The sequence below is a fragment of the Cellulomonas sp. URHD0024 genome, from assembly GCF_000426185.1.
Lineage (GTDB): Bacteria > Actinomycetota > Actinomycetes > Actinomycetales > Cellulomonadaceae > Cellulomonas.
In genome coordinates, this window is sequence record NZ_AUEW01000016.1 from 1 (window position 1) to 26,698 (window position 26,698).

Below are 26,698 nucleotides of genomic sequence, written 5' to 3' on the forward strand. Positions count from 1 at the left end.
GCCCGGCGTGACCTCGTACTCCAGGTCCACACCACCAGGCAGCACATCGTCGTACTTGGCCCTGGCGCCCTTGCGACCCAGTGACTTCCCGCTGGCCCCGACCAGACCGATGCTCACCTCGGCACCATTGCGCGAGACCTGCAGCAGATCAGCCGAGTTACCCTCAGCCGCGAACCGCGGCGAGAGCGGGTGCCGATTCACCTTCCCACCACCACCCCCGTCCGGCACGACCTCCGTCGAGATCGGCTGCCACGAACCATCCGCAACCTGCACATTCGCCGGCTCGGTCGTCATCATCGTGGTGAACGTGCCATCCGGATTCGCATACACCGTCGACTTCTCACCCCGGCTCGCGACCGTCGAGCGCACCTCGTCGAAACCCTTCGGCGTCCTCGTCTTCAACGCCACCGGTTCAGGAGCAGCCACCGGAACATCGAACTGGTTCGCCGGCACCGGCGCAGACAGCCTCGCCGGCGCCTTCGACGTCAACGGCGGAACCTTCACGGGAGAAACCGCGACCGGATCCGCAGGCTTAGCCGCCGATGCCACCGGGGCCTCAACCACCACAAGCCCCGCCACCACCAAGGAAAGGCACGCGACCCAGGCAACAAACCCACCCCGGAAACCAAGATCCCAGCGCCGACGCAGACTCATGCCACTACCCCCTGATAAACGGGCGTCCAAGGACGCACCCGTGTGACGTGTCATCAAGCCGAGCATCCGTGCCCCGCGAGACGGATCGAACGCTAGTGGGTGCGACGACACCCGCGCGGGGCTTTCGGCCCATTTGCCCGTTTGGGTTGGATCCGCCCACTTTCGGTGGCGTTGACCGCGCCTGTGCTAACAGGGGCGAGTTCTGCCGCCGGCTGTCGCCGGACGCCTCAGTGGCGCGGCTGCCCGGGGCCGCGGAGACCGCGCTGGTAGTCCTTGGTGACGCGCTTCCAGCGGTCGCGTTCCTCGGCGGCGAGGCGGGCGTCCGAACGGCGCGCCTGGTAGGCGGCCTCCTTGGCGAGTCGGCGCCAGCTGTCGAAGCGGCGCTCACTCAGCTCACCGCTGTCCAGGGCCGCCGCGATCGCGCAGCCGGCGTCGCCCGTGTGGTGGCAGTCGGCGAAGCGACAGCGGTCCGCCAGTGCGGCGACGTCGGAGAACGTCGTGTCGAGTGCGTCGACGTCGGCGACCACACCGACCCCGCGGATGCCGGGGGTGTCGATGAGCATCGCACCGCCGGTGAGCGGGACGAGCTGACGGAACGTCGTGGTGTGCCGGCCGCGACCGTCGTTGCGCTGCCCGCCCGTGTCCATGACCTCGCGGCCGGCGAGCGCGTTGACCAGGCTGGACTTGCCCGCACCCGACGGTCCTACGACGACCAGGGTGACGCCCGGCGCCAGGAGCGCGCGGACGGCATCGAGACCCCGGTCCTCCCACACGCTCACGGTGTGCACGTCGACCGCGAGCGCGACCCCCGCGACGTCCGCCGCCATGCCCTCGGGATCCGGGACGAGGTCCGCCTTGGTGAGCACGACGACCGGCCGCGCGCCCGAGCGCCACGCCAGGGTCAGCATGCGCTCGATCCGGCCGAGGTCGGGGTCGGGGTCCAGGTGCTCGACGATCACGACGACGTCGACGTTCGCTGCGAGCGCCTGGACGTGGCTCGTCGCGCCGGCCGTGTCGCGGACCAGGGCGGTCCGGCGCTCGTGGATCAGCACCGCGTGGTCGTCGACGACGTCGAGCCAGTCCCCCACCGTCGGCGCGAGCCGCTCCTCGCCGGTCGTCGCGACGAGTCCGTCGCGGTCGAGGACGACGCGCACCGCCTCGGTCGGGTCGGCGGCGCCGGGGGTCTGGTGACCGGGCAGCACGAGGACCGCACCCTTGTCGGCGCGCACCACACGAGCTGCCTCGGACGTGACCACGCCTCGACGCTAGGAGCGGACCTCGTCGGCGAGCGACCGATTAACCGACGACCCCGAGAACAACCTGAACGACGTCATGCATCGGATTGGCGTTCACGACGTTGTTCTCGTCGGCCCTGGCTCAGCCGAAGTAGCGCGGAAGCGTTGCCTCGTGGGCCTCGCGGACCTCCTGGAGCGGGAGTGTGAACAGGCCCTCGACCTCGACCGCGGGGCCGTGGACGTGGTCGACCTCGTCAACCGGGGTGCCAGCTCCCGGGGAGCACGACTCCGCCGTCTCGCCCAGGCGCAGGGCCGGGACGCCGCGCGCGGTGCAGAGGTCGACCAGGCGGACCTCCTCCGTGCGAGGGACCGCGACGAGCACACGGGCGGTGGACTCGGAGAACAGGGCCTCGAACGGGGTGATCCCGTCGCGCGCGCAGAGCCCGTCCAGCGAGACCTGCACGCCGACGCCGTAGCGCAGGCTCGACTCGACGAGGGCCTGCGCCAGACCGCCCTCCGACAGGTCGTGCGCGGAGTCGACCAGGTCGTCGCGGCTGGCGTGGGTGAGCACGAACGCCAGCCGCTTCTCGGCCGCGAGGTCGACGGCCGGCGGGAGGCCGCCGAGGTGGCCGTGCACGACGTCGGCCCAGGCCGAGCCGTCCAGCTCGGGCTTCGTCGTGCCCAGCAGGTAGACGGCCTGGCCGGGCTGGGTCCAGCCGGAGGAGGTCGCGTCCGCGACGTCGTCGAGCACGCCGAGCACGCCGACGACCGGGGTGGGGTGGATGGCCGAGTCGATCAGGCCGGGCTCGCCTGTGCCGTTGTAGAGCGACACGTTGCCGCCCGTGACGGGCACCTCGAGCGTCTGGCAGGCGTCCGCCAGACCGCGGATGGCCTCGACGAGCTGCCACATGGAGTCGGGGTGCTCGGGCGAGCCGAAGTTGAGGCAGTCGGTCACGGCCAGCGGGCGGGCGCCCGTCGTCGCGACGTTGCGGTACGCCTCCGCCAGAGCCAGCTGTGCGCCGGTGTACGGGTCCAGCTTGGCGTAGCGGCCGTTCGCGTCGGTGGCCAGCGCGACCCCGAGGCCGGTCGTCTCGTCGACGCGGATGACGCCCGAGTCGTCGGGCTGCGCGAGCGCGGTGTTGCCCTGCACGAAGCGGTCGTACTGGCTGGTCACCCACGCCTTGGACGCGAGGTTCGGGCTGGCGAGCAGCTGGAGAACGGTCGCGCGGAGCTCGTCAGGGGCGGACGGCTTTGCCAGGGCGGCCGTCGTGTCGGCGTTCAGACCGTCCTGCCAGGCCGGGCGGGCGTACGGGCGGTCGTAGACCGGTCCGTCGTGGGCGACCGAACGCGGCTCGACGTCGACGATGCGCTCGCCGTGGTGGTCGATGGTCAGGCGGCCCGTGCCGGTGACCTCGCCGATCACGGCCGTCTCGACGTCCCACTTGGCGGTGATGGCCAGGAACTCGTCGAGCTGGTCGGGCCGGACGACGGCCATCATGCGCTCCTGCGACTCCGACATGAGGATCTCGCCGGCGGTCAGCGTGGGGTCGCGCAGCAGCACGTTCTCGAGGTCGACGTGCATGCCGCCGTCGCCGTTCGAGGCGAGCTCGCTCGTCGCGCAGGAGATGCCGGCAGCGCCGAGGTCCTGGATGCCCTCGACGACGCGCGCCGCGTAGAGCTCGAGGCAGCACTCGATGAGCACCTTCTCCATGAACGGGTCGCCCACCTGCACCGACGGACGCTTCGAGGGCTTGGTGTCGTCGAAGGTCTCGGACGCCAGGATCGACGCGCCGCCGATGCCGTCGCCGCCCGTGCGCGCGCCGAACAGGACGATCTTGTTGCCCGTGCCCGAGGCGTTGGCCAGGTGGATGTCCTCGTGCCGCAGGACGCCCAGGCACAGCGCGTTGACCAGCGGGTTGCCCTGGTAGGAGGCGTCGAAGACGAGCTCCCCGCCGATGTTGGGCAAGCCGAGCGAGTTGCCGTAGCCGCCGACACCGGCCACCACGCCGTGCACCACGCGGGCGGTGTCGGGGTGGTCGACGGCGCCGAACCGCAGCTGGTCCATGACCGCGACCGGCCGGGCGCCCATCGAGATGATGTCGCGCACGATGCCGCCCACGCCAGTGGCCGCACCCTGGTACGGCTCGACGTAGGACGGGTGGTTGTGCGACTCGACCTTGAACGTCACAGCCCAACCGTCGCCGATGTCCACGACGCCCGCGTTCTCACCGATCCCGACGAGCAGGTGCTCCTTCATGGCGTCGGTGGTCTTGTCGCCGAACTGGCGCAGGTGGTTCTTGCTCGACTTGTACGAGCAGTGCTCCGACCACATCACGGAGTACATGGCCAGCTCAGCGGCCGTGGGACGGCGGCCCAGCAGGTCGCGGATGCGCTGGTACTCGTCCGGCTTGAGGCCGAGCTCGGCGAACGGCTGCGCCAGGTCCGGGGTCGCGGCGGCGTTCTCGACGGTGTCGGACACGTGGGCATGGGTCGTGCTGGAGGCCATCTGATCCCTCGATCGGGGGCCGCGCGCGGGGCGGCGGCAGGGGGTCGGCAGACGTCGCACAGCCTACCGGCGCCGGGCCGGGCTCCGACGCGACGACGCCCGGCCTGGACACGGGGTCCGGGCCGGGCGCCATGAGCGTGGGCTCAGCCGATCCGCTTCCAGCTGCAGTTCTGCGTGTAGAACCGCTGGCCGTCGGCGAGCGTGATCGTCGACGTCCCTGAGGGCTCGCCGTAGATCACGGGGTCCTGCGGGCCGAAGTTGAAGCTGCTGAGCTTGATCCACAAGCAGGTGTGCGCGGGGTCGGCCGGGCCGGTCGTCGTGTAGACGCCCGGCTTCAGGTGAACACCGACGACGAAGACACCGTCGACGGGGCTCGACGAGGACAGCGAGCCGATGCCCACGTACTTGGTCCACCTCCCGCAGCCGTCGGTGTAGAAGTACGTGTCCGTGGACAGGATTGTCACCATGCGCTGGCCGTAGCCCGCGTCCCGGCCGAGTATGTCGGTCGCGCTGTCGCGCTCCCAGTAGCAGATGGACCCACCCGACGACACGTACGTGCCGGGCTTGATCTGGCTGCCGACGGCGAACAGACCGTCGGTCGTCAACGCCGGCACGGGTGCCGCGACCTTCGCCGTCGACGCGCTCAGCCGGGTCGTCGTCACGTAGTTCGTCTTCGAGCCGACCACGGAGACCGAGATGGTCTTGCCGTAGTCCTTCGCGGTGAGCTTGTACGTGGACGAGGTGGCCCCGGAGATCGCCGACCCGTTCGCCTGCCACTGGTAGCTGAACGCCGGCGCGGGCGTCCAGGTGCCGAGCGTGATGCCGAGCGTGTATCCGACTCTCAGGGTCCCGGTGACGGTCGGCACGGGCGCCGAGGCGAAGTTCGAGACCACCGTGGCGGTCGCCGCGCTCGTGCGAGCCAGGCTCGTGTAGCCGGTCTTGCGACCGGTGGTGACCACCGTGATCTTGGTGCCGAGGTCGGCAGCGACCAGCGTGTACGTCGAGAGCGTGGCGCCGGAGATCGCCACCCCGTTGCGGTACCAGCGGTACGAGATCGTCGTGCCGGCGGGTGCCCACGTGCCCGGGACGGCCGTCAGCTTCTGCCCGACGCGGACGGTGCCGGTGATGGTCGGGACGGGCGCGGTGGAGAGGTGACCGGCGGCGACCGTGACGCCGGCACTGGTGGCCGACCTTGCGGTGAACCCGGAGCGCGTCCCCTTGACGGTGACCGTCACGACCTTGCTCAGGTCACTGGCCGTGAGCACGTAGGTCGACGACGTCGCACCCGTGATCGCGACGCCGGCCCGGTACCACTGGTACGCGAGGGTCGCGGTCGGCGCCCAGGTGCCCGGGACGGCGGTGAGCCGCACGCCGACCCGGGGCGTGCCGGTGAGGGTCGGAACGGGGACCGTCGTGAACCTGCCGCTGGCCACGGCGGCGTTGGCGGTGGCCGTCCTGGTCGCCGAGGTGTAGCCGTCCCGGGCCCCGGTGACCGAGACGGTGATCGTCTTGGCCAGCTCGGCGCTCGTCGGCGTGAACGTCGATGCCGTGCCGACCACCGTCGTGCCGGACTTCCACGCGTAGGTGAAGGTCGCGGCCGGCAACCACGTCCCGGTGACCGCGGTGAGCTCCGACCCGACGCGCGGCGTGCCGGAGACGGTCGGCGCAGGAGCCGAGATGAACGCGCCGCGGGCGACTGCCGCGGTCGGCAGGCTCGATGTCTCGAGCAGGTTGTAGCCGTCCCGCGTGCCCTGGACCCGGACGGTCACGACGGCGCCGACGTCCGCAGCGCGCGGCACGAAGGTGCTGCCGGTCGCATCGGCGACGGGGTCCGCGCCGACGTACCACTGCAGCGAGGTCGCGGCGTCGGCCGGCGTCCAGGCACCCGCGCTCGCGGTGAGGGTGCTGCCCACCCGCGCGGTGCCGGTGATCCCGGGGGCGGTGGCCTGCAGCGTGCCCGGGACCACGACCTCGGTCGGCTCGGACGTCGAGACCCGCTCGTCGTAGCCGGTGCCGTTGCCGGTCACCGTGACCGTGAGCGTGGCGCCGATCAGCGCCGGCACGACGTCGAGGTCGGCGTCCGTCTCGTCCTCGACGGGGACACCGTCGGCGTCCCACTCGTACGTGAGGGTCAGACCTTCGGGCCAGTCGAGGCCGGCTGTCAGGACCTGCCCCACTGCTGGCGTGCCGACCACGACGGCCTCGGACCCGGGGATCGAGATGGTCGTGGGCGCGGCGTCCACGGCGCTGGCGGGCTGGGCGAGGACGGGAACGCTGAGCACGGCGAACGCCGCGCTGACGGCGACGGAGCGCCGTACAGATCTCCCGACGGAACGTGTGGCGGTCGTGACGGACATCGGGCGAAACCCCCTGGTCGACGGGCGGCCAGGTCGACCGCGCGTCAGCACCCTAAGGGCTTGCTGTGTGCTCCATGAGCGGTTCTCCGCGGCCTTCGGGTGAACTTCCGGAGCCCAGGGACCTTTTGCGCAGATTCGGCCTAGCGCGCCCTCCTGCGCGGCTCCGGGAGGCGCCCGCCCACCCGGTGGGTCGATGTTCAGCGGTCCGGCGCGCGCCTGGCGTTGCTACCGTCGGCGCATGCCGAGGTCACCCCTGGTCGTCGCGCTCGTCGTCCTGGCCGGGCTCGTCGCCTCGTGCACCGGGCCCTCGCTCCAGTCGGGTCCGACGACGACGGTCGTCGCGGCCGCGCCGACGCCCACACCGACCCCCACGCCCGTCCTGCCCGCGCCGTCGGCCGTCACCACGGGCGCGGTGACCCTCACGGTCCAGCCCCTCGACGCGACCGCCGCTGCGACGACCACGCCGGTCGACGACGGTTCGGTCCGGCTGAGCGTGTCGGCGGGCGAGGCGATCCTGACGGCCCCGCCGGGTTCGACCTTCCGAGCGCTCGACGACGGTTCGGCCGTCGTCGAGGACGGTGCGGCAGCGTTCGTCGCCGGTGTCAGCCCCGACGGGCCGGGCGTCCGCCTCGAGCAGGCGGACCCCACCTCGGTCCGGCTCATCGGGACGGCGCCCGGCAGCGTCTGGGTGGCGAGCGTCGCGGTTCAGGACGCGGTGTGGCGGACGGCCGAGGGCGGCAAGTCGCTCGCGGTGACGCCGAGCGCGTGGGCGCGGGCCTGGTCCAAGGCGGCGACCGTCGGCCTCTGGTCGCAGCTGGTCGCCCGTGAGCCCGACGCCGACAGCCCGGGCATGCAGGCGCAGCTCGAGTGCCACCAGCTCGGCGCGGCGGACAAGGAGACCTGGAACCTCGAGCCGTGGCGCCCGGACGTCAGCGCCGTGGACATGATCGCGGCACGCTGCAACCCGACATGACCCCGCAACGTCCGCACTCGTCGGGCCCATAGCCCCCACATCCGCGGACACCGACGAACTCCCCCCGACAACGTCCGCACTCGTGTGGGCGATAGCACCCACGAGTGCGGACGTTGGCGGGTGGTCAGCGGTGGTGCTTCTCCGGGATCGGGGCGTCGCCGGCTGCGCGCTGCGCCTTGTAGTAGGCGCGAGCCTCGTCCTGCCGCTCCGCTTCCGCTCCCGAGGCGATCGGAGCGCGGAGGTGGGCCTGCTCGTAGCCGAACGCATCGACGAGGTCCTGGGCGTGGGGCCGGAGGCGGGCCAGCAGCCGGTCGATGTAGGACGTCACGGTGCGGGCACGGCCGGTCGAGAGCCGACCGTTGAGCAGGTACCAGGTCAGGTGCCGCTCGATGAGCGTCAGCCCGAACAGGTCCCGGACCCACGTGAGGATCTGCCGCGTGCTCGGGTCGGTGACCCGCTCCAGCGCCGCCGTGAACGACTCCCACTGGACCAGCTCCGCGTGTGCGCGCGCTGCCTCGACGAGCTCATGCTGGTGCGCGTTGAACAGGGCGGCGGCCTCCTGGGCCGAAGCCTTCTGCGACGGCCGCAGCGCCTGCGCGATGTCGGCGACCATCGTCTCGACCCGGTCCACCAGCAGCTCGCGCTGTGTTGTCGTCTCGCGCAGCTGACCGGCTGAGCGGCGGGGGTCGCCCACGTCCGAGATGGTCTGGATCGCGCGGACCAGCGGGGTCCGGTAGCGCGCGGCATCGGCGGCCCGCTCGGCCACGACGCGGGCGACCTTGGTGGCGTCGAGGTGCTTGAGCGAGTGGCCGTAGTCCGCCAGCAGCCGCTTTCCGACGAGCTGCAGCAGGACGGTGTTGTCGCCCTCGAACGTGGCGTAGACGTCCATGTCCGCGCGCAGCCCGGTCAACCGGTTCTCCGCGAGGAACCCGGCGCCGCCGCACGCCTCCCGGGACACCTGCAGCGTGGTCAGGGCGTGCCAGGTCGACGTCGGCTTGAGCGCCGCGGCCAGCGTCTCGAGGTCCTCGCGCGACTCCGGTGTGTCGTTGCGGCCCGAGAACACGTCGTCGAACGCGGCCAGCAGGTCCTCGTGCGCGAACCCGGCGGCATAGGTCTCGGCGAGCAGTGGCAGCAGCCGGCGCTGGTGCTCGGCGTAGTCGAGGATCACGACCTCCTCGCCCGGCGCCCCGGACGCGAACTGCCGGCGCTGGTTGCCGTAGGTGATCGCGATGGTCAGGCCGAGACGCGCGGCGACGACCGCCGCACCGTCCAGCGAGACCCGGCCCTGGACCAGGGTGCCGAGCATCGTGAAGAACCGGCGACCGGGGCTGTCGATCGGTGACTCGTAGACGCCGGCAGGCGTGACGTCGCCGTACCGGTTGAGCAGGTTGGTCCGTGGGATCCGCACGTTGTCGAACCAGAGCCGGCCGTTGTCGATGCCGTTCAGGCCGCCCTTGAGCCCGTCGTCCTCGCCGCCGACGCCGGGCAGGAAGGCCATGGTCGACTCGTCGCGGATCGGCACGTAGAACGCGTGCACACCATGGTCGACGCCCTGGGTGACCAGCCGCGCGAACACGACGGCGGCGGTACCGTGCACAGCCGCGTTGCCGAGGTAGTCCTTCCAGGCCGCGCGGAACGGCGTGTGGATGACGAACTCCTCGGAGTCCTCGTCGTACGTCGCCGTGGTGCCGATCGCCGCGACGTCGGAGCCGTGGCCGGTCTCGGTCATCGCGAACACACCCGGCACCGCGACGCTCAGGGCGCCGGGCAGGAAGTCGTCATGGTTGCGCTCGGTGCCCAGGTGGTAGATCGCCGACGCGAACAGGCCCCACTGCACACCGGACTTGATCTGCAGCGACGGGTCGGCGTGCCCGAGCTCCTCGAACCTCGCCAGGAAGCCGCCGTGGTCGCCGGCGCCGCCGAACCGCTCCGGGAACGAGCGGTGCACGTCCCCCTCCGCGGCCAGCAGCCGCAGCTGCCCGAGCACCCGCTCCCGGTGCTCGGGGACGGGCTGGCCCTCGATCCGGTGGAACCGCTCGTCCGCCATCAGCCTGCGGGCGGCCAGGCGGAGCTCCGGGTAGTGCCCGAGCAGCACCTCGCTCAGGTGGGCGATGTCGACGGCGACGTCGGCGTCGAGACGGGGGTCGCCCGCATCGTCGACCGAGGTCACGGGGCGCTGCGTGGTGGTGCTCATGCTTCCTCCGTGTGTGCGGTGCTCATGCTGACGGGCCTGTGTTCCCGAGCGAGCAGGCCGACGGGTCCCGCCCAGAGCCAGGCGGCGATCTGCGCGGTGATCTCCTCGCGGTCGGGCGTGCCGGGCTCGTCGCGGTGGGCCAGCCACCACTCGCCCGCACCGCGGACGAAGCCGACGGCACCGGCCGCCCAGGACTCGGCGAGCGCGGCACCGGGCGCGCCGGGCTCCGAGGGCCGGCGCGCGCGCCCCTCCGACGACGTCAGCCCGCGCGCGAACGGCGCTGCGACCAGGGCGGTCACCGAGTCGAGGAAGTGCCCGAGCGGGCCGCCGGACTCGACCGACCCGTCGCGGGTCACGAACGCGTAGACGTTGGGTGAGGACTCGATCATCTCGAGGTAGACGGCGACCATGGCGCGCAGGCCTTCACGCGGCGTCGGTGCGATGCGCAGGACGCCCTCGAGGGCACCTTGGATCTGCAGGACGACGGCTTCGGCGACGGCGATCTGCAGGCCGGTCTTGTCGGTGAAGTAGCGGTAGACGATCGACTTGGAGGTGCCGGCGTCGGCCGCGATCTCCTCCATCGAGACGTCTGGCCCGCGGTGGTGGACGGTGCGACGGGCAGTACGCACCAGCTCGGCACGACGGGCCTCGCGGTGGTCGGCCCAACGGGTCGAGCGGCCGTCGGTCTCCGGCGGCTGCTCGATGATGGGGGTGAGGGCCGTCGTCGTCGACGTACCCGGGGGGCTCGGGCTCACGAGACCGAAGGTATCAGGTACTGTGGGTTTCGGACACACTGTCAACTCCCCAGCCGGTCAGATCGCTTCATCGTCGAATGCGAGAGGAACGAGCCTCATGGCCCGTCGCACGTCCACGCCCACCCCGTCGCCCCGCGCCGCCTACGTCCTGGGGGGCAACCGCATCCCCTTCGCCCGCGCCGGCGGCCCGTACGCGCACGCGAGCAACCAGGACATGCTCACGGCCACGCTCGACGGGCTGGTGGCGCGGTACGGGCTCCAGGGTGAGCGGATCGGCGAGGTGGCCGCCGGGGCGGTGCTCAAGCACAGCCGCGACTTCAACCTCACGCGCGAGTCGGTGCTCGGCTCGGCGCTCTCCCCCGAGACGCCCGCCTACGACGTGCAGATGGCGTGCGCGACCGGGCTGGAGACCGTCGTGTCGCTGAGCAACAAGATCCGGCTCGGGCAGCTCGAGTCGGCGATCGCGGCCGGTGTGGACACGACGTCCGACGCGCCGATCGCCGTCAGCGACCGGCTGCGTCGGGCATTGCTGGACCTCTCCCACGCGCGGTCCACGTCTCAGAAGCTCGCTGCGCTGGCCCGCATCCGGCCCAAGGACCTGGCGCCGTCGGCGCCCCGGACCGACGAGCCGCGCACCCAGCTGTCGATGGGTGAGCACCAGGCGCTGACCACCGCGCAGTGGGGCATCACGCAGGAGGCGCAGGACGAGCTCGCGCTCGCCAGCCACCAGCGGCTCGCCGCCGCGTACGACGACGGGTTCTTCGACGACCTCGTCACCCCGTTCCGCGGGCTGACGCGCGACGCGAACCTGCGCGCCGACTCGTCCCTGGAGAAGCTGGCGTCGTTGCGGCCCGTGTTCGGTCTGGGACTCGACACCCCCGCGACGATGACCGCCGGCAACTCGACCCCGTTGTCCGACGGGGCGTCGGCGGTGCTGCTCGGGTCCGCCGACTGGGCTTCGTCGCATGGCCTGACTCCGCTCGCCTCGGTCGTCGACGCCGAGGCCGCGGCCGTCGACTTCGTGCACGGCGTGGACGGGCTGCTGATGGCCCCGACCTTCGCCGTGCCGAGGTTGCTGGCCCGCAACGGCCTGACGCTCGCCGACTTCGACCTGGTCGAGATCCACGAGGCGTTCGCCTCGACGGTGCTGACGATCCTGGCGGCCTGGGAGTCCGAGGAGTTCGGGCGTTCCCGATTGGGCCTCGACGGGGCGTTCGGGTCCGTGGACCGCGCGAAGCTGAACGTCCACGGCTCCTCGCTCGCCGCCGGACACCCGTTCGCCGCGACCGGCGGACGCATCGTCGCGAGCGTCAGCAAGGAGCTGCACCGGCGCGGACCGGGGACACGCGCCCTCGTCTCCGTGTGCGCGGCCGGTGGGCTGGGCCTCACCGCGATCCTCGAGGCGGCCTGATGTCCTCCGACGACACCTACCTGAACCTCGTGAACGGCGGGTTCACCGGCAAGGTCGCCAAGCAGTTCGGGCTCCCGCAGCCCGCGCCGCTGAGGCGGTTCGCCCCGGGACAACCGCTGCTCGACGGTCCCGTCCTGGTGCTGGGGGACGACGAGCTCGCGGACCTCCTGGCGACCGACTGGGCCCTCGACGTGCACCGGCGCCCGACACCCGATCTGCGGTACTCGGCGGTGGTCCTCGGGCTGACCGACCTGATCCACCCGTCCGCCTTGAGCGCGCCGGTCATGGAGCTGGCCGGCGTCCTGAAGAAGCTCGCCCGGGGCGGCCGGGTGGTCACCGTCTCCCGAGCGGCGTCGCCCGAGGACGCCCCCTCCGTCGCCGCGGCCCGGCAGGGGGTCGACGGGTTCGTCCGCTCGATCGCCAAGGAGCTGCGCGGCGGTGCGACCGCGAACGGTCTGGTGCTCGCCGCCGACGTGCCGGTCACCGCGCCGTCCGTCGTGGGTGCGCTCCGGTTCTTCCTCTCCACGCGATCGGCGTTCGTGGACGGGCAGCTGCTCGCGATCGACTCGTCGGCGGGCTCCCTGCCGTCGGACTGGGAGCGGCCGCTGGAGGGTCGGGTCGCCGTCGTCACGGGAGCCGCCCGCGGTATCGGGGAGTCGATCGCCGAGACGCTCGCGCGGGACGGCGCCGTCGTCGTGGCCGTCGACGTGCCCGCCGCGGGAGAGCAGCTCGTCGCCGTCGCCAACCGCGTCCGTGGGACAGCGCTGCAGCTCGACGTGACCGCGCCCGACGCAGGTGCACGCCTGCTCGAGCACACGCTGCAGCGGCACGGACGGATCGACATCGTCGTGCACAACGCCGGCATCACCCGGGACAAGCTGCTGGCCAACATGACCCCCGAGAAGTGGGACGCCGTCCTGGCGGTCAACATCGCCTCGCAGCTCGCGATCAACGAGGCGCTGCTGACGTCCGGCGACTTCACCGACGCGCCACGGATCGTCTCGCTCGCGTCCACGTCGGGCATCGCCGGCAACCGCGGACAGGCGAACTACGCGGCCTCGAAGGGCGGTGTCATCGGCATGGTCCGCGCGACGGCACCCCTGCTGGCGGCCTTCGGCGGCACCGCCAACGCGGTCGCGCCCGGGTTCATCGAGACCGAGATGACCGCGCGGATCCCCGTCGTCATGCGCCAGGTGGCTCGGCGCCTGAACTCGCTGCAGCAGGGCGGTCAGCCCGTCGACGTGGCCGAGACCGTCGCCTTCCTCGCGTCGCCCGCCGCCGGTGGGATCGTCGGTCGCGTGCTGCGGGTGTGCGGGCAGAACCTGGTCGGCCAGTGACCGTCGTCGTCCTGCCCGGCGTACCCGGAGCCGGCGGGCTCTACCTCCGCGGGGCAGTCTCGTCGGGAGGACTGGCGATCCGCCGCCGAGTGGACCGCGCTCCCCGGGACCTGCCCGATGTGGCCTACGTGGTCCGGGGCGTCCGTGCCGATCCCGACCGCCTCACGGAGTTCCAGCACCTGCTGGGCGAGTCCGCCAGCGATGCCCTGCCGGCCGGCTTCGTGCACGCGCTCGCGTTCCCCGTCACGATCGCGCTCATGGCACGTCCCGACTTCCCGCTCCCGGTCGCGGGGATGGTCCACCTGTCCAACCAGGTGACGCAGACGCGGCCCCTCACGCTCGGGGAGCCCTTCGACGTCCGGGCGACGGCGGCCGACCTGCGCGCGCACCGCACCGGAACACAGGTCGACCTCGTGACCACCGTCTCGACGGGCGACGACATCGCGTGGCGGGGTGTCTCGACGTACCTCGCACGCGGCCTGTTCCTGCGGGGCCAGGGTCCCGACGACCGGTCGACCTTCGACCCACCGACGCCGACCGGACAGTGGGTGCTCGGCGCCGACACGGGCCGGCGGTACGCCGCCGTCTCCGGAGACCACAACCCGATACACGTCTCGTCGCTGGCCGCCAAGGCGTTCGGCTTCCCCCGCGCGATCGCCCATGGGATGTACACGGCGTCCCGTGCCCTCGCGTCCGTGGGGCCCGCCCGTGGCGACGCGTTCGACTGGTCGGTCAGCTTTGCCAAGCCGGTCCTGCTTCCCTCCACCGTGAACGTGCGGATCGCCCCGTCGGAGACCGGGTTCTCGGTGGCGGCCTGGAGCAGCGTCCCTCACCTGACGGGTTCCGTCACGCCGCTGGCCTGAGCTTGACTGGTGGGGTGCGCGCACCGGGTCCCTCCAGCTGGACGATCAGCGCTCGTGACGGCAGCCCGTTCACGACCGCGCTGTACGTGCGTGAGGCGTTCGGGCTGGGCGTCGCACCCGACATCCCGCGTCTGACTCCTCCGGTCCCCTTCCTCGAGGAGCTCGCCGCCGACCCCGTCGACTGGGACGCGTGGTGGGACGCGATCTGCGCCGCGGGTCCGGAGATCGCCTTCGTCGCGCCGCCGACCGGTCCGGACCTGTTCCTTGCCTACGAGCAGGTGCTCCGCAACGTGTCGGTGTGGGCCAACCGTGAGCGCCGGCATCCGGACCCCCGTTCCCCCGACGCCCTCGACCCGACCCGCATGGTGCGGGCCCTGGAGCAGTCGCTCGGTCGGCGCGCGTCGTTCTCGTTCTTCGTCGACGCGCTGCCGGTCACCGGCGACTGGCACCGCGACGTGTCACCGACGTGGGTGCTGGTCAGCACCGACGTCTGGCTGGACGCCCGCCGCCTGATCCCCCTGCTCGAGGAGCGCGTCCGGCCGCTGATCTGACGGCCGGCGTCCGCGACTTCGTGCGTTCGAACCGAGGTCGTCTGTTGGAACGCACGAACTCGGTTCGAACGCACGAAGTCGGCGCTCCCGGGAGCGGGCTTCAGGCGTTGCGGGTGGCGACGAAGACCGTGGCGCCGAGCACTGCGAACGGGAGTGTGACGAACGCCGAGACGCCGGCGAGCAGCGCGACGACCGCCGTCGTCGCGAACAACCCCGTGGCGAGGACCGCCCGGGCGGTGCCCGGGAGCCGGTGCGCGGACCGGGGGGCCATCCAGCGACCCCAGAGGGTGACCGCCACCACGACGAACGCGACCGCAAGCCCGACGTACGTCACCGTGCTGCTCCCCAGGCGCCAGCCGGCGACCGCCAGCAGCACGACCATGGTCAGCTCGAGCAGGAACGCGAGCACGTCGAGCGCCCCGATCTGCTGCGTCGGCGCAGGCTCGGTCACGCTGCTCGTCCTGCCGCGCGGGGTCAGTCGTCCAGGGCGGGGCCGCAGGCTGCGGCGGCGGTGGCGGCCAGGTGGTCCAGGCCGTGCACCGCGACCAGCGGACGGGTGTCCTCGACGACCACCCAGCAGCCGTCGACGATCTCGTAGCCCGACGCCGGACCGACGGACAGGTACGTCGTCAGCGCCGTGACCAGGCGGTCGACGGCCTCGCTCGTCGTGCCGACGCCGACCGACGCGCGGATCGCCCCGTCGGAGGCGTCGAGGTGCGCGAGGAGCGGGTGCGCGCAGAAGCGGCCGTCGCGGACGCCGATCCCGTGCTCGGCCGAGAGGTACGCAGCGACCAGGCCGGGATTGTGGCCAGGGACGGTGAAGGTCAGGACACCGACGGGCGGCGCGGAGTCGGGCCAGATGCGGGCGATCTCGACGCCGTCGATCGCGGACAGTCCGGCGACGAGGCGCGCGCGCAGCGCCTCCTCGTGGGCGTGCAGCGCGCCGGCGGGCAGGGCGGCGAGCTGGTCACAGGCCTCCGCGAGCGCGATGGCGCCGATGACGTTCGGCGAGCCTGCCTCGTGCCGGGCGGGCGCCGGCTGCCAGACCGTGCGATCGGCGCGCACGTCGCGCACCGCACCTCCCCCTGCGAGGTACGGCGAGCCCGTGTCGAGCCAGTCGCGCCGACCGACGAGGGCGCCCGCCCCGAACGGCGCGTAGGTCTTGTGCCCCGAGAACGCGACGTAGTCGGCGCCCGACGCGGCCAGCGAGAACCCGCGGTGCGGGACCAGCTGGGCACCGTCGACGGCGACCCTGGTGCCCTCGGCGTGCGCGAGGGCGACGACCTCGTCGACGGGCAGCGCCTCACCGGTCACGTTGGAGGCGCCGGTGACGGTCAGGAGGGCGTAGTGCTGGCGTGCGAGCTCGTCGCGAAGCCTGGCCAACGTCTCCGCGACCGTGTCCGCGATGGGCAGGATCGTGGTCTGGTGGCCGTGACCGTCGGCGGAGTGCACCCAGGGCAGCAGGTTGGCGTGGTGCTCGATGTCGAGCACGAGCACGCGGGAGCCGGTCGGGACGACCCCGGCCAGCAGGTTCAGCGAGTCCGTGGTGTTGCGCGTGATGATCGCGACGTCGTCCGGGCGGGCATCGACGAACCGCGCGATCGTCTGGCGCGCGGACTCGTAGAGGGCGGTGGACACCTGCGACAGGTACCCAGCGCCCCGGTGCACGGACGCGTAGAGCGGCAGCACCTCCGTGACGCGGGCCGCGACGGCCTCGAGGGCGGGCGCGGAGGCGGCGTAGTCGAGGTTCGCGTAGACCCGCTGGGTGCCGTCCACGAGGGGCACGGTGGTGTTGCCGCCGACGACGGGGAGCAGCGCGCTCACCGCATCGACGTCCGCACACGAGAGGCGCTCGGTCGTCGTGGTCATGATGGTCCTCCGACACAGAGGGGCACCGCCGTGGTGGAACCCCGCGCTTGCCGAACCCCGGACGGGGAACGGCCAGGTCGTCACCCGGGGCACCCCACCGCGGAGGAGGGTTGCCGGCCAGCGAGCCGGGGCTTGACGCTGGCGCTCATGACCTGAGAAGAGGGTCCCCGGAGCCGTGCGGGGCTGTCAACGCACGAAACAGATCGTCTCGGATAGCAAGACTTCGATTCCACCAGTTGGATTCCCGCGACCGCGCCACTAGCATCACCGACACCATCCAGAGCGGCTGAGAGATCTGGCTCGACGACGCCGCAGCAACCCGCGCGCACCTCGGTGCGCGGTCGTGGGTGCTACCGCCAGGACCGATGGAGGCTGTGGACATGACACACGAGACGAGACCCGCATGAGCTACGCAGGCGACCTGACCCCCCAGCAGGCCTGGGACCTGCTCACGTCCCACGAGAACGCGCTTCTCGTCGACGTGCGCACCGATGCCGAGTGGGCCTACGTCGGCATTCCCGACGCGACCGCGATCGACGGCCGGGCGGCGCTCGTCGAGTGGGTGTCGTACCCGTCGGGCCGACCGAACCCGCAGTTCCTCAAGCAGCTCGGCGAGAGCGGCCTGGAGCCCGGCGACGGTCGGCCGATCGTGTTCCTGTGCCGGTCGGGGGTGCGCTCGGTCGCCGCGGCGAACGCGGCCACCGCCGCCGGCCTCGGCCCGGCCTACAACGTGCTCGAGGGGTTCGAGGGTGACGTCGGCGCCGACGGGCACCGCGGGCACTCCGGCTGGCGTGCCGCCGGCCTGCCCTGGCGGCAGCGGTGAACGCGCGCGTGCCCGGTCCCTTGGACTGGGACGACAAGAAGGTGCCGCGGGGCACCCTCCGTCCCGACACGCTCGCCGTGCGCGGCGGGCTGGTGCGGTCGCAGTTCCAGGAGATGTCCGAGGCGCTCTTCCTGACCCAGGGCTACGTCTACGACAACGGGGCGCAGGCCGAGTCCGCGTTCGCCGGCGAGTACGACCGGTTCCTGTACTCGCGCTACAACAACCCGACGGTGAGCACGTTCGAGGAGCGGTTGCGGCTGCTCGACGGCGCCGAGGCGGCCTTCGCGACCGCCAGCGGGATGTCGGCCGTGTTCACCGCGCTGGCCGCCGTCGCCAAGTCGGGTTCGCGCGTCGTCGCCGCCCGAGCGCTCTTCGGCTCGACCGTCGTCCTCTTCGAGGAGGTCTTCGCCCAGTGGGGCGTGCAGACCGACTACGTCGACGGGCACGTCCTCGCGCAGTGGGAGGCGGCCCTGTCGACCCCCGCGGACGTCGTGTTCTTCGAGACACCGTCCAACCCGATGCAGGACCTCGTCGACATCGAGGCGGTCTCCCGGCTCGCGCACGCCGCAGGCGCCCTGGTCATCGTCGACAACGTGTTCGCGACGCCGGTGCTCTCCCGGCCTCTCGACCTCGGTGCCGACGTCGTCGTCTACTCCGCGACCAAGCACATCGACGGTCAGGGCCGCGTGCTCGGCGGCGCCATCCTGGGCTCGGAGGAGTACATCCACGGCCCGGTGCAGACGATGATCCGGAACACCGGCCCGTCCCTGTCGGCGTTCAACGCCTGGGTCCTGCTCAAGGGCCTCGAGACGCTCTCCGTTCGGGTCCGGCACCAGACGGCGTCGGCCCTTCGCCTGGCCCAGTGGCTCGAGGAGCAGCCGGGCGTCGCCGCGGTCCGCTACCCGTACCTGCCCTCGCACCCGCAGCACGCACTCGCGCTGCAGCAGCAGTCCGGCGGCGGCACCGTCGTGACGTTCGACCTCGCGGTGCCGGACGGCGCGACGCCGGAGGTCGCGAAGAAGGCGACGTTCGGGGTCGTCGACTCCCTGCGGATCATCGACATCTCGAACAACCTCGGCGACGCGAAGTCGATCGTGACGCACCCGGCGACCACGACGCACCGCAAGCTGGGTGCCGAGGGTCGCGCGGCCGTCGGCATCGGCGAGTCGACGCTCCGGTTCTCCGTGGGCCTCGAGGACCCCGACGACCTGATCGACGACCTCACGCAGGCGCTGGACACACTGGCACGCTGATCGGTTTCCCGGCACCCGCCGGGGAGACTGTCGGGATGGACTCCCGACGCGCCGCGGTCTCCCCGGCGATCCGGCTCGGCGTCGGCGTGCTGCTCGGCGTCCTGGTCGGCGTGGTGGTCGGCTGGTCGTCGGTGCTCGCCGCCCTCCTGGCCGGCTGGGCAACCGTGGCGGCCGTGTTCGTCGTGTCGACGTGGGTCGCGTGCGCCCCCATGACTCCCGACGACACCGCACTGCACGCCACCAGCGAGGAGCCGACCCGGTTCGCGTCGCACGCCCTGGTGATCACGGCGGCTCTCGTGACTCTGGTCGGGGTGGTCACCGTGCTCGTCGACTCGTCCATCGGCACCTTGCTGCCGACGGTCGCGATCATGGCGAGCGTGATCGCCTCCTGGGCGGCGATCCACACGGTCTTCGCCCTGCGCTACGCCAGGATGTACCTGACGGACCATGCCGGCGGCATCGACTTCCACCAGGCCGAGGGACCGCGGTACACCGACTTCGCCTACGTCGCGGTGACGGTCGGCATGAGCTTCGCCATCTCCGACACCGACCTCAGCTCGTCGGCCATGCGGCGGACGGCGCTGGTGCACGCCCTGCTGAGCTACCTGTTCGGGACCGTGATCATCGCCCTGCTGGTGAACCTCGTCGCGTCGATCTGAACGACGTCAGAGCGGGACGGTCTCGTTCTCGCCGCCGTCGTACCGCTCGCCGGTCACCTTGGCCTTGACGAGGCTGAGCACCGTGGTGAGCCGGCCTCCCGGGGACTGCCAGTACTCGGCCGTCCGGCCGCGCAGGGCGATCAGCACGACGCCCGGGGTCTCCGGTCCGTCCGGGAACCACGCCTCTGCCGTCGGGCCCCAGAGCTCCTTGATCCTGGCCAGGTCCCGCACGACGTCGGCCTCGCCGGACACCGACACCCACGACGTCGAGCCGGCGAACGCGGCGTTGGCGGGGCTCCCCGACTCGATCTCGTGCACCTTGTGGCTGTCCTCGTCGGCGAAGAACCACAGGTCACCGTCGAAGTCGACGTCCTGCACGCCCATCGGTCGGCTGACCAGTGCACCGTCGCTGCCGACCGTGGTCAGCATGGCGATCCTCGTGTCCTTGATGAGCTTCGCCACGGTGGCGAGGTCGTCGTCGTGCGTCATCGGCAAGCCTCCTGGATGTCGACCGGTCGCCCGGTGAATCCGGCCACGGTAGGCATGCTCCGCGGCCGCCACCACTGGAGCGGACCGGCTAACCGCGCGATGCTGGCGGCATGGCCAACCAGTCGGAGTTCGACGCCATCGCCGTGGACCTCGTCGCCCGTGGCGCGACCCTCGGCCAGATGATGGGCCACCCCATGCTCAAGGTCGGGTCGTCCATGTTCGCGGCGTTCACCGGCGACGAGCACCTGGCGGTCAAGCTGGGCCGTTCCTCGCCGGAGCACGCCGAGGCCCTCGCGCTTCCCGGCGCCACCGTCTGGTCGCCGGGCGGCGGCGGACGCCAGTTCTACGACTGGGTCTCGCTGCCGCCCGACCAGGAGGACCACTGGATGCGGTACGCCGAGGTTGCCCGGCGCAACGTCAGCGCCTGATCAGCGCACCCACTGCTCGCCGGCCTCGACCGCGACCGTCAGCACGTTCTCGGCCGGCGGGACCGGGCACGTGGCGAACTCGGTCAGTCCGCAGGGCAGGTTGGCGGCGCGGTTGAAGTCGAGGGTGGTCGAGCCGTCGTCGCCCAGCGGCCCGAGCGCCAGGGTGCGTGCCGCCGGGTACGTGGTGACGCCGCTCGTCGCGTCGCGGAAAAGGACCGACAGGCCGCGCGCTCCCCCGTCGAACACGACGAGCGACTGGGCGACGCCCGCCAGCTCGAACGTCACGGTGCCGACCCCGCTGTGGTGATGCTCCAGACCCTCCACGACCGCACCGGTGGTCACCGTGCGGGGTGCGTCGTACGCCTCGAACCTGCCGGTGACGGTCCACCGCGCGTCGGGTGCGTAGGCCGGGATCCCCGTGAACGCGGCGAGCTGCGGGGCGCGAGGGTCGTGCACGCGGATGATCACGTGCGCGGTGCGGCGGGCCACCTCGAGGATCAGGTCGCCGGAGCGCACCCGCAGACCCGGGCCGCCCTCGATCGGGTCGAGGGTGGCGACGCCGTCCACGACGTCGCCGTCCGGCAGGACCAGTCCGTCGGCCGCGGCCGCCTCGATGGTCAGGACGCCACCCTGAGCAGCGGTCCAGCGGCCCGGGAACTCGTCGAAGACCGCGGGCGTCGCGGTCAGCCAGTGCAGCGCCGTGATGGCGACCCAACCGTGCGGCTCGGCGAAGTAGGCCTCGCGCTCGGCGTGCCAGGTCTCCCAGTCGGTGGTGAAGGTGTCGGTGAGGACGGTCATGGTGTGTGGTCCCTCTCAGGATGCAGTGACGGAGTCGGACAGGGTGCGGCCGAATGCCTCGGCGGCGGGCAGGCCGAGGTTCTCCCGCAGCGTGGAGCCCTCGTACGACGTGCGGAACGAGCCGCGCTCCTGCAGGAGCGGCACGACCTTGTCGGCGAACTCGTCGAGACCGTGCGGCGTCAGGTGGGGCACGAGGATGAAGCCGTCGGAGGCGTCCTCCTGCACGTAGCGGTCGATCTCGGCGGCGACGTGCTCAGGGGTCCCGACGAAGTTCGAGCGCCCGATGACGAAGATGACGAGCTCCCGGATCGACAGCCCCTTGGACTCGGACAGCTCACGCCACTGACGCGCGATGGCGACCGGGTCCTTGAACATGCTGGCGCGACCGTTGGTGATGGAGGGTGCGTCCACCAGCGGGTCGATGCTGGGCAGCGGGCCGTCGACGTCGTACGCGGACAGGTCGCGGTTCCACAGCTGCTCGACGAACCCGCGCGCCACCGACGGGCGGACCGTCTGCAGCTGGAGCTCGCGCAGCCGCTCCTCGGCCTCCGCCGCGGTGTCGCCGAGCACGAACGACGAGCCCGGCAGGATCAGCAGGTCCTCGGGCCGCCGACCGTAGCGCGCGAGGCGGCCCTTGACGTCCGCGTAGAACGCCTTGCCGTCGTCGAGCGCGCTGTGCCGGGAGAACACCGCGTCCGCCACCTGGGCCGCGAGCTCGCGACCGCCGTCGGAGTCCCCGGCCTGGAGGATCACCGGGTGCCCCTGGGGCGGGCGCGGGTACGTGGGAAGGGCCTCGATGTCGACGAGCGGCCCGGGGGTCCGCACCGTCCCGAGCGACCCCGGACGGACGAAGCTCCCGCCGTCGTCGACGATCGCGTCCGGTGCCCAGGCGTCCCACAGCGCGCGCGCTGTCTCGACGACCTCGCGCGCCCGCTCGTACCGGTCCGCGTAGTCGAGGTAGCCGCCACGGCGGAAGTTGGCACCGTGGAAGGCGTCCGACGACGTCACCACGTTCCACGCGGCCCTGCCCCCGGACAGGTGGTCGAGCGTCGCGAGCTGGCGGGCCAGCTCGTACGGGTCGTTGTACGTGGCGTTGATGGTGCCGGCGAGGCCCACGTGCGTGGTCACCCCGGCCAAGGCAGCCAGGACGGCGTAGGTGTCGGGCCGGCCGACGACGTCCTGGTCGACGAGCTGCCCGCGGTGCTCACGCAGCCGCAGACCCTCCGCCAGGAAGACGAAGTCGAAGAACCCGCGCTCCGCCGTCGCGGCCAGGTGCTGGAACGACGCGAACGCCGACTGCGTCTGCGGCGTGTGGGTCGGGTCGGTCCAGACGGTGTGGTGGTTGACGCCCGGGAAGTGGGCGCCGAGATGGATCTGCTTCTTGGTGGTCATCGTGGCGTCCTTAGCGTGCGGCCGCGTAGCGGCTCGTCGGGCGGGGCAGGCCGAGGGTCTCGCGCAGCGTGGCGCGCACCTCGACGAGGGGCAGCAGCCCCTCCAGCAGTGCGACGTCGCCCGCGACCGGGCGGACCGTGACCCCGTCGACCGAGCCGGCGAGGGCGGTCAGCGCGCCGGCGACCGTCTCGGGTCCACCCACGACGACCCCGTCCCACGTCCAGGGCTCGAACGCGTCGAGGGTGGCCCGTAGGGCGGCGGCCGCCTCGTCGCTGGGCGCGACCAGCACGTCGACGTCGAGCAGCACCGTCGCGTCTGCCGCGACCGACCGGGCGGCCGCTGCCGCCTGCGCCGTCCGGACACGGATGACCTGTGCGCGCCGCGAGGCGACCGCGAGCGCGTTCGGCTCGTCGCCACGGATCACCACGACCGCCCGGCCCTGCGGGGAGCGGGGCGTGATGGACGCGCCCTGCACCGAGAAGAACTCGCCGGTGAACTCGATCGCGTGGACCTTGTCCCGGTCGATGTACCGGTCGGTGATCTCGTCGAGGATGATCGCGTCGTCCTCCCAGCTGTCCCACAGCCGTTCGAGAACCTCGATGGTGTCCTCGGCCTCGCGCCACAGGGCGGGCAGCTCGCGCGGCACGCGCTCGTCGTAGCGGAGGGCCTCCGCGCCGGAGCGCGGGTCGAGGGCGGGCGCGGCCACGTCGATCTGGACGGCACCCCGGCCCAGGCTCACGTGGTCGAGCGTCTGGATCTCCTTGCCCACGTGGAACGGCTCGCGGTAGGTCACCGGGACGACCGGCGCCAGGCCGATCCCGCTGGTCGTCGGGCCGAGCAGCGCTGCGATGCCGACGGCGTCGAGGCTGCCGACGAACCGGCCGGGGCGTTCGAGCGGTGCGGCCGCGGAGTCGTCGACGAAGACGAGGGAGGCCCCGGCACGGTGCGCGGCGCGCGCACGATCGAGCCAGTGACGGGCGGTGAATGCGCCGGCGGCGTCCTGCTCGGGGAGGCGCCACGCGGCGGGGTGCAGACCGGCGGGCGTCAGCTCGACGGCGAGATGGAACTGTGTCATGGCCGCGGACCGTAAGGCAGAACCGCCGGTTGACCAGGGGTTGGCCGGAAAGTCCCGCGATGCGAGACGGCCGCTCAGACGACCTTTCCGAAGAGCAGCGACAGGAAGTCGTTCACGTAGGGCCCGAACGGCGCGATCGGCCGGTAACCCGCGGACAGGTAGAGGGTGACCGCCTCGGGCTGCCGGATGCCGGTCTGCAGCACCACGCTGGTCAGACCGGCGGCGCGGGCGTCGTCCTCGATCGCCGTCAGGAGCGCCCGGGCGGCACCGGCGCCGCGTGCCTCGTCGTCGACCCAGAGCTTCTTCAGCTCCCCCGAGCCGGCGGGGTAACCGTCCTTGGCGGCCCGCAGGGACGCACATCCGACCGGCACACCGTCGAGGTCGGCGACCACCGAGCTGATCGTGCCGACGCCCTGCTGCGGGTCGTCGACCGCGAAGCCGCCCGGCGTGACGGCGACGATCTCCGGGTAGCGGACCTCGATGTCGAGCCACATCGCGTAGCGCAGCGCGACCGCGTCGGGGTGGTCCCACGGCACGCGGCGCAGGGTGAGCACGCCGCCGTTTCGTGGTCCTGGCCGACGAGGCTCGGCATGCAGCTCCTTGGCGAAGCAGCGGGAGGACGTCTCGTCGGCGTACTCGCCGAAGTTGGGGATCGAACGGTAGCCGGCCGACAGGTACAGGCCGATCGCCTGGATCTGCAGGACGCCGGTCTCGAGGATCAGCCGATGGAAGCCTCTGTCGAGCGCAAGATGTTCGAGCTCCGTCAGCACGCGCCGCGACAACCCGCGTCCGCGCGCCTCCGGCACCACGTACATCCGCTTGAGCTCCCCCACGCCGTCGCCGACGTCGCGGATCGCGCCGCAGGCCACGGGCCTGTCGTCGTCGTGCACGAGCACCATCGCGACGATGTCCTCAGCGGTCATCTCGTGACCGATGTCGTCGTCGCCGTACAGCTCGCGCAGCTCGCGCTGCTGGGCGTCGCGAAGCGTCTGCGCCGCGGGATCGTCCCAGGTGACGAGGCTGATCACGCCTGGCTCAGCCGACGAGGGCCGTCAGGACCGAGGTGAAGAAGCGCAGGCCGTCGACGCCCGTGCGGGGGCCCTTGGCGCCGTCCGGACCGAAGCCCGGCTCCACCGCGTGCTCGGGGTGCGGCATGAGGCCGACCACGTTGCCCGCGGCGTTCGAGATACCCGCGATGCCTCGTCGCGACCCGTTCGGGTTCGCCCCCTGGTAGCGGAAGACCACGCGGCCCTCGCCCTCCAGCTCGTCGAGCGTGTGCTCGTCGGCGACGTACTGGCCGTCCTGGTTCTTCAGCGGGATCGTGATGTGCTCGCCGGGCGCGTAGTCGCGCGTCCACGCGGTGTCCACGTTGTCCACGGACAGCACCTGCTCGCGGCAGACGAAGTGCAGGTGGTCGTTCTTGATCATCGAGCCCGGCAGCAGGTGGGCCTCGGTGAGCACCTGGAACCCGTTGCAGATGCCGAGTACCGGCAGTCCCTTGTTGGCGGCGTCGACGATCTCACCCATGACCGGCGCGAACCGGCTGATCGCGCCCGCGCGCAGGTAGTCGCCGTAGGAGAAGCCACCGGGCAGGACGACCGCGTCGACTCCGTGCAGATCGGCGTCACCGTGCCACAGGCTCACGGCCTCGGCGCCGGCGAGGCGGACCGCGCGTGCCGCGTCCCGGTCGTCGAGCGTGCCGGGGAAGGTGACGACGCCGACGCGGGTCATGCCTGAGCGTCCTGCGCGTCTTCGTAGACCGCGACGACATCCTCGATCACCGGGTTGGACAGGACGTGCTCGCCGGCCTCGCGGGCCGCCGCCAGGACCTCCTCGGTCACCGGCCCGTCGACCTCGAGCTCGAACCGCTTGCCCTGGCGGACCGAGGCGAACTGCCCGAACCCGAGCCGCGGCAGGGCGCCGGCGACGGCCTTGCCCTGCGGGTCGAGGATCTCGGGCTTCGGCATGACATCGACGACGACTCGTCCCACGAAAGGGCTCCAGGTGTTCGCGCGGCGGTGGGGGGTCGCGGCGATTCTAGCGAGTCACTGCGCGAGCTCCGTGCCGGTGTCCATGGGGGGCGCGAAGATCCCTTTCACGACCCGGTCGACGGGCGAGACCTGCCCGGTGGCGCCGATCGTCCAGACGTCGACGAGCGCCAGCTCTCCCAACGTCCGCGCGGCCTCGCGCCACGCCACCACCAGCACAGGGAGCAGCGCCACAGCCGAAGCCGAGATCGCGACGGCCACCTGTCCCCAGAGGGAGGCCAGCCCGATCAGCAGCGCCGCACCGAGCACGATGGCTGCGTCCCAGTGCGTCCCGTGGTCGACCATCCGACGAGCCCCCTGCTCGCGTCGGCGTGGGACCACCCGGCGCAGCCGCCGACCTGCCAGGACAGCGATCGCAGCCCCCACGGCCAACGCCACCGGCTGCACCCACCGAGCGCCGCCGATGCTCATCGGAGTCGCGATCGCCGCCACCACCGCCGCCGCGCACGCCAGCCGGCCGAGCATCGGGCGGGCGCGGACGCGGTCCCGCAGGATCCACCCACGCGCGAGATCCGACGGGCCGAACGGTTCGTCGACCCCCGGGACGAGGTGCCTTCCGGCCTCTGTACGCCGCCTCCGCGCCGCGGTCGCAGCGGTCACGGTGGCGAGGAGCAAGAAGTAGGGGCCGAGCAGGTTCCACGCGACTGGATGCCCGATGACCAGTGGCACCACCACCCAGGCAAAGATCATGGGCGAGAAGCGCCACACCATCTGACGGAAGCCGAGCAGCGCACCCTCGATGTCGTCGCGAACCCAGCCGCGGTACCGCGGGGGCAGCCGCCTCCCGAAGATCCGGTACGCGGCGAGCAGGTGCAGCGGCGGACGCTCGCGGTGGCGGGTGCGGAATCCGTTCACGACGAGCCCCGCGCCGGACCGCAGGTCCAGCCTGGTCGCACCTGGTCCGGCAAGATCGGCCAGTACCGCAGTGACCTCCGCCTCCTTGGACAGCCGCCAACGGCGTGGGTACGCGCGCAGATAGCGGTGCGCCGACCGCTCGAACGAGGTGCAGTGCTCGGGTGTCGCCATCG

25 protein-coding genes and 2 riboswitches are annotated in these 26,698 nt (G+C 72.1%); of the genes, 9 read left to right on the forward strand and 16 right to left on the reverse strand.

The window, feature by feature from the left end; genetic code table 11:
- From I847_RS24115 to I847_RS26855, 4 genes are all read right to left on the reverse strand, one after another.
- Positions 1 to 654, reverse strand: a 654-nt coding sequence (locus I847_RS24115) for a hypothetical protein (RefSeq protein ID WP_196804590.1), incomplete at its 3' end; no start/stop codon positions are given.
- A gap of 227 nt (positions 655 to 881) precedes the next feature.
- Positions 882 to 1,910 (reverse strand): ribosome small subunit-dependent GTPase A, encoded by a 1,029-nt coding sequence (gene rsgA / locus I847_RS0115595; protein WP_155856178.1) that lies wholly within the window; start codon positions 1,908 to 1,910, stop codon positions 882 to 884.
- 121 nt (positions 1,911 to 2,031) lie between these two features.
- Positions 2,032 to 4,395, reverse strand: a complete 2,364-nt coding sequence (purL, locus tag I847_RS24120) for a phosphoribosylformylglycinamidine synthase subunit PurL (protein ID WP_034610603.1) — start codon at positions 4,393 to 4,395, stop codon at positions 2,032 to 2,034.
- A 143-nt stretch (positions 4,396 to 4,538) separates the two neighbouring features.
- Positions 4,539 to 6,752: a hypothetical protein gene (locus I847_RS26855; RefSeq protein ID WP_034610606.1), complete on the reverse strand. Its 2,214-nt coding sequence runs from the start codon at positions 6,750 to 6,752 to the stop codon at positions 4,539 to 4,541.
- A 238-nt stretch (positions 6,753 to 6,990) separates the two neighbouring features.
- Here I847_RS26855 and I847_RS25815 point away from each other — a divergent pair, with 238 nt between their 5' ends.
- Positions 6,991 to 7,725: a DUF2599 domain-containing protein gene (locus I847_RS25815; RefSeq protein ID WP_051274974.1), complete on the forward strand. Its 735-nt coding sequence runs from the start codon at positions 6,991 to 6,993 to the stop codon at positions 7,723 to 7,725.
- A gap of 124 nt (positions 7,726 to 7,849) precedes the next feature.
- Here the strand turns inward: I847_RS25815 and I847_RS0115615 are convergent, their stop codons facing one another.
- Positions 7,850 to 9,919, reverse strand: a complete 2,070-nt coding sequence (locus I847_RS0115615; RefSeq protein WP_028050433.1) for an acyl-CoA dehydrogenase — start codon at positions 9,917 to 9,919, stop codon at positions 7,850 to 7,852.
- Entirely contained in the window at positions 9,916 to 10,674 is a 759-nt protein-coding gene (locus I847_RS0115620) for a TetR/AcrR family transcriptional regulator (protein WP_081681022.1), read from the reverse strand. The genes I847_RS0115615 and I847_RS0115620 overlap by 4 nt, the downstream gene beginning before the upstream one ends.
- A 97-nt stretch (positions 10,675 to 10,771) precedes the next feature.
- Between I847_RS0115620 and I847_RS0115625 the strand changes: the two genes are divergently transcribed.
- From I847_RS0115625 to I847_RS0115640, 4 genes are read left to right on the forward strand one after another with little or no spacing between them, the layout of a single operon-like run.
- Entirely contained in the window at positions 10,772 to 12,085 is a 1,314-nt protein-coding gene (locus I847_RS0115625) for an acetyl-CoA C-acetyltransferase (RefSeq protein WP_028050435.1), read from the forward strand.
- Positions 12,085 to 13,422, forward strand: a complete 1,338-nt coding sequence (locus I847_RS0115630) for a 3-oxoacyl-ACP reductase (protein WP_034610608.1) — start codon at positions 12,085 to 12,087, stop codon at positions 13,420 to 13,422. Before I847_RS0115625 ends, I847_RS0115630 begins: the two co-directional genes overlap by 1 nt.
- Positions 13,419 to 14,285 (forward strand): MaoC/PaaZ C-terminal domain-containing protein, encoded by an 867-nt coding sequence (locus tag I847_RS0115635; protein ID WP_034610610.1) that lies wholly within the window; start codon positions 13,419 to 13,421, stop codon positions 14,283 to 14,285. Before I847_RS0115630 ends, I847_RS0115635 begins: the two co-directional genes overlap by 4 nt.
- A 14-nt stretch (positions 14,286 to 14,299) precedes the next feature.
- The gene (locus I847_RS0115640; protein WP_028050438.1) at positions 14,300 to 14,836 is read left to right on the forward strand and encodes a hypothetical protein; all 537 of its coding nucleotides are present in this window, start codon (positions 14,300 to 14,302) and stop codon (positions 14,834 to 14,836) included.
- A 100-nt stretch (positions 14,837 to 14,936) separates the two neighbouring features.
- Here I847_RS0115640 and I847_RS25820 read toward each other — a convergent pair whose 3' ends face one another.
- Positions 14,937 to 15,287, reverse strand: coding sequence for a YrdB family protein (locus tag I847_RS25820; protein WP_051274975.1), 351 nt, complete (start codon positions 15,285 to 15,287; stop codon positions 14,937 to 14,939).
- Positions 15,288 to 15,310: 23 nt separating this feature from the next.
- The gene (locus tag I847_RS0115650; RefSeq protein WP_028050439.1) at positions 15,311 to 16,705 is read right to left on the reverse strand and encodes an aminotransferase class V-fold PLP-dependent enzyme; all 1,395 of its coding nucleotides are present in this window, start codon (positions 16,703 to 16,705) and stop codon (positions 15,311 to 15,313) included.
- A 38-nt stretch (positions 16,706 to 16,743) separates the two neighbouring features.
- Positions 16,744 to 16,858, reverse strand: a riboswitch (SAM riboswitch).
- Positions 16,859 to 16,975: 117 nt separating this feature from the next.
- Positions 16,976 to 17,077, forward strand: a riboswitch (SAM riboswitch).
- Positions 17,078 to 17,108: 31 nt separating this feature from the next.
- On the opposite strand from I847_RS0115650, the gene I847_RS0115655 reads away from it, so the two are divergent.
- From I847_RS0115655 to I847_RS0115665, 3 genes are read left to right on the forward strand one after another with little or no spacing between them, the layout of a single operon-like run.
- On the forward strand, positions 17,109 to 17,528 hold the full coding sequence (locus I847_RS0115655; RefSeq protein ID WP_028050440.1) for a rhodanese-like domain-containing protein: 420 nt from the start codon (positions 17,109 to 17,111) through the stop codon (positions 17,526 to 17,528).
- 8 nt (positions 17,529 to 17,536) lie between these two features.
- The gene (locus tag I847_RS0115660) at positions 17,537 to 18,781 is read left to right on the forward strand and encodes an O-succinylhomoserine sulfhydrylase (protein ID WP_034610630.1); all 1,245 of its coding nucleotides are present in this window, start codon (positions 17,537 to 17,539) and stop codon (positions 18,779 to 18,781) included.
- 35 nt (positions 18,782 to 18,816) lie between these two features.
- Positions 18,817 to 19,440 (forward strand): DUF1345 domain-containing protein, encoded by a 624-nt coding sequence (locus I847_RS0115665; protein WP_028050442.1) that lies wholly within the window; start codon positions 18,817 to 18,819, stop codon positions 19,438 to 19,440.
- A 6-nt stretch (positions 19,441 to 19,446) separates the two neighbouring features.
- On the opposite strand, the gene I847_RS0115670 is transcribed toward I847_RS0115665, so the two are convergent.
- A complete protein-coding gene (locus I847_RS0115670) occupies positions 19,447 to 19,929 on the reverse strand; it encodes a pyridoxamine 5'-phosphate oxidase family protein (RefSeq protein ID WP_028050443.1) in 483 nt (160 codons plus the stop codon).
- Positions 19,930 to 20,039: 110 nt separating this feature from the next.
- Between I847_RS0115670 and I847_RS0115675 the strand changes: the two genes are divergently transcribed.
- Entirely contained in the window at positions 20,040 to 20,357 is a 318-nt protein-coding gene (locus tag I847_RS0115675) for a hypothetical protein (protein ID WP_028050444.1), read from the forward strand.
- Here I847_RS0115675 and I847_RS0115680 read toward each other — a convergent pair whose 3' ends face one another.
- The 7 genes from I847_RS0115680 to I847_RS24150 form a co-directional block, all read right to left on the reverse strand.
- Positions 20,358 to 21,155 (reverse strand): DUF1684 domain-containing protein, encoded by a 798-nt coding sequence (locus I847_RS0115680; protein ID WP_028050445.1) that lies wholly within the window; start codon positions 21,153 to 21,155, stop codon positions 20,358 to 20,360.
- Between the two features lie 15 nt (positions 21,156 to 21,170).
- Positions 21,171 to 22,547 carry an NtaA/DmoA family FMN-dependent monooxygenase gene (locus tag I847_RS0115685; RefSeq protein ID WP_028050446.1) on the reverse strand — a complete coding sequence of 459 codons (1,377 nt, stop codon included), beginning with the start codon at positions 22,545 to 22,547 and terminating at the stop codon, positions 21,171 to 21,173.
- 10 nt (positions 22,548 to 22,557) lie between these two features.
- Positions 22,558 to 23,622, reverse strand: coding sequence for an LLM class flavin-dependent oxidoreductase (locus I847_RS0115690; protein WP_028050447.1), 1,065 nt, complete (start codon positions 23,620 to 23,622; stop codon positions 22,558 to 22,560).
- A gap of 74 nt (positions 23,623 to 23,696) precedes the next feature.
- Positions 23,697 to 24,650, reverse strand: a complete 954-nt coding sequence (locus I847_RS25825) for a GNAT family N-acetyltransferase (protein ID WP_028050448.1) — start codon at positions 24,648 to 24,650, stop codon at positions 23,697 to 23,699.
- Positions 24,651 to 24,657: 7 nt separating this feature from the next.
- On the reverse strand, positions 24,658 to 25,353 hold the full coding sequence (gene purQ / locus I847_RS0115700) for a phosphoribosylformylglycinamidine synthase subunit PurQ (protein WP_028050449.1): 696 nt from the start codon (positions 25,351 to 25,353) through the stop codon (positions 24,658 to 24,660).
- Positions 25,350 to 25,613 (reverse strand): phosphoribosylformylglycinamidine synthase subunit PurS, encoded by a 264-nt coding sequence (gene purS / locus I847_RS0115705; protein ID WP_028050450.1) that lies wholly within the window; start codon positions 25,611 to 25,613, stop codon positions 25,350 to 25,352. Before purS ends, purQ begins: the two co-directional genes overlap by 4 nt.
- A gap of 54 nt (positions 25,614 to 25,667) precedes the next feature.
- Entirely contained in the window at positions 25,668 to 26,696 is a 1,029-nt protein-coding gene (locus I847_RS24150; RefSeq protein WP_034610614.1) for a hypothetical protein, read from the reverse strand.
- Between the last annotated feature and the right edge of the window lie 2 nt (positions 26,697 to 26,698).

What these genes read in the sequence shown, in the direction of transcription:
- I847_RS0115675 (WP_028050444.1), top strand. Translation starts at nt 20,040, where the DNA reads ATGGCCAACCAGTCGGAGTTCGACGCCATCGCCGTGGACCTCGTCGCC.
- I847_RS0115685 (WP_028050446.1), bottom strand. Translation starts at nt 22,547, where the DNA reads ATGACCACCAAGAAGCAGATCCATCTCGGCGCCCACTTCCCGGGCGTC.
- I847_RS0115615 (WP_028050433.1), bottom strand. Translation starts at nt 9,919, where the DNA reads ATGAGCACCACCACGCAGCGCCCCGTGACCTCGGTCGACGATGCGGGC.
- I847_RS0115670 (WP_028050443.1), bottom strand. Translation starts at nt 19,929, where the DNA reads ATGACGCACGACGACGACCTCGCCACCGTGGCGAAGCTCATCAAGGAC.
- purQ (WP_028050449.1), bottom strand. Translation starts at nt 25,353, where the DNA reads ATGACCCGCGTCGGCGTCGTCACCTTCCCCGGCACGCTCGACGACCGG.
- I847_RS0115625 (WP_028050435.1), top strand. Translation starts at nt 10,772, where the DNA reads ATGGCCCGTCGCACGTCCACGCCCACCCCGTCGCCCCGCGCCGCCTAC.
- I847_RS0115665 (WP_028050442.1), top strand. Translation starts at nt 18,817, where the DNA reads ATGGACTCCCGACGCGCCGCGGTCTCCCCGGCGATCCGGCTCGGCGTC.
- I847_RS0115630 (WP_034610608.1), top strand. Translation starts at nt 12,085, where the DNA reads ATGTCCTCCGACGACACCTACCTGAACCTCGTGAACGGCGGGTTCACC.
- I847_RS0115680 (WP_028050445.1), bottom strand. Translation starts at nt 21,155, where the DNA reads ATGACCGTCCTCACCGACACCTTCACCACCGACTGGGAGACCTGGCAC.
- I847_RS0115650 (WP_028050439.1), bottom strand. Translation starts at nt 16,705, where the DNA reads ATGACCACGACGACCGAGCGCCTCTCGTGTGCGGACGTCGATGCGGTG.
- I847_RS0115690 (WP_028050447.1), bottom strand. Translation starts at nt 23,622, where the DNA reads ATGACACAGTTCCATCTCGCCGTCGAGCTGACGCCCGCCGGTCTGCAC.
- I847_RS25815 (WP_051274974.1), top strand. Translation starts at nt 6,991, where the DNA reads ATGCCGAGGTCACCCCTGGTCGTCGCGCTCGTCGTCCTGGCCGGGCTC.
- purL (WP_034610603.1), bottom strand. Translation starts at nt 4,395, where the DNA reads ATGGCCTCCAGCACGACCCATGCCCACGTGTCCGACACCGTCGAGAAC.
- I847_RS26855 (WP_034610606.1), bottom strand. Translation starts at nt 6,752, where the DNA reads ATGTCCGTCACGACCGCCACACGTTCCGTCGGGAGATCTGTACGGCGC.
- I847_RS0115655 (WP_028050440.1), top strand. Translation starts at nt 17,109, where the DNA reads ATGAGCTACGCAGGCGACCTGACCCCCCAGCAGGCCTGGGACCTGCTC.
- I847_RS24150 (WP_034610614.1), bottom strand. Translation starts at nt 26,696, where the DNA reads ATGGCGACACCCGAGCACTGCACCTCGTTCGAGCGGTCGGCGCACCGC.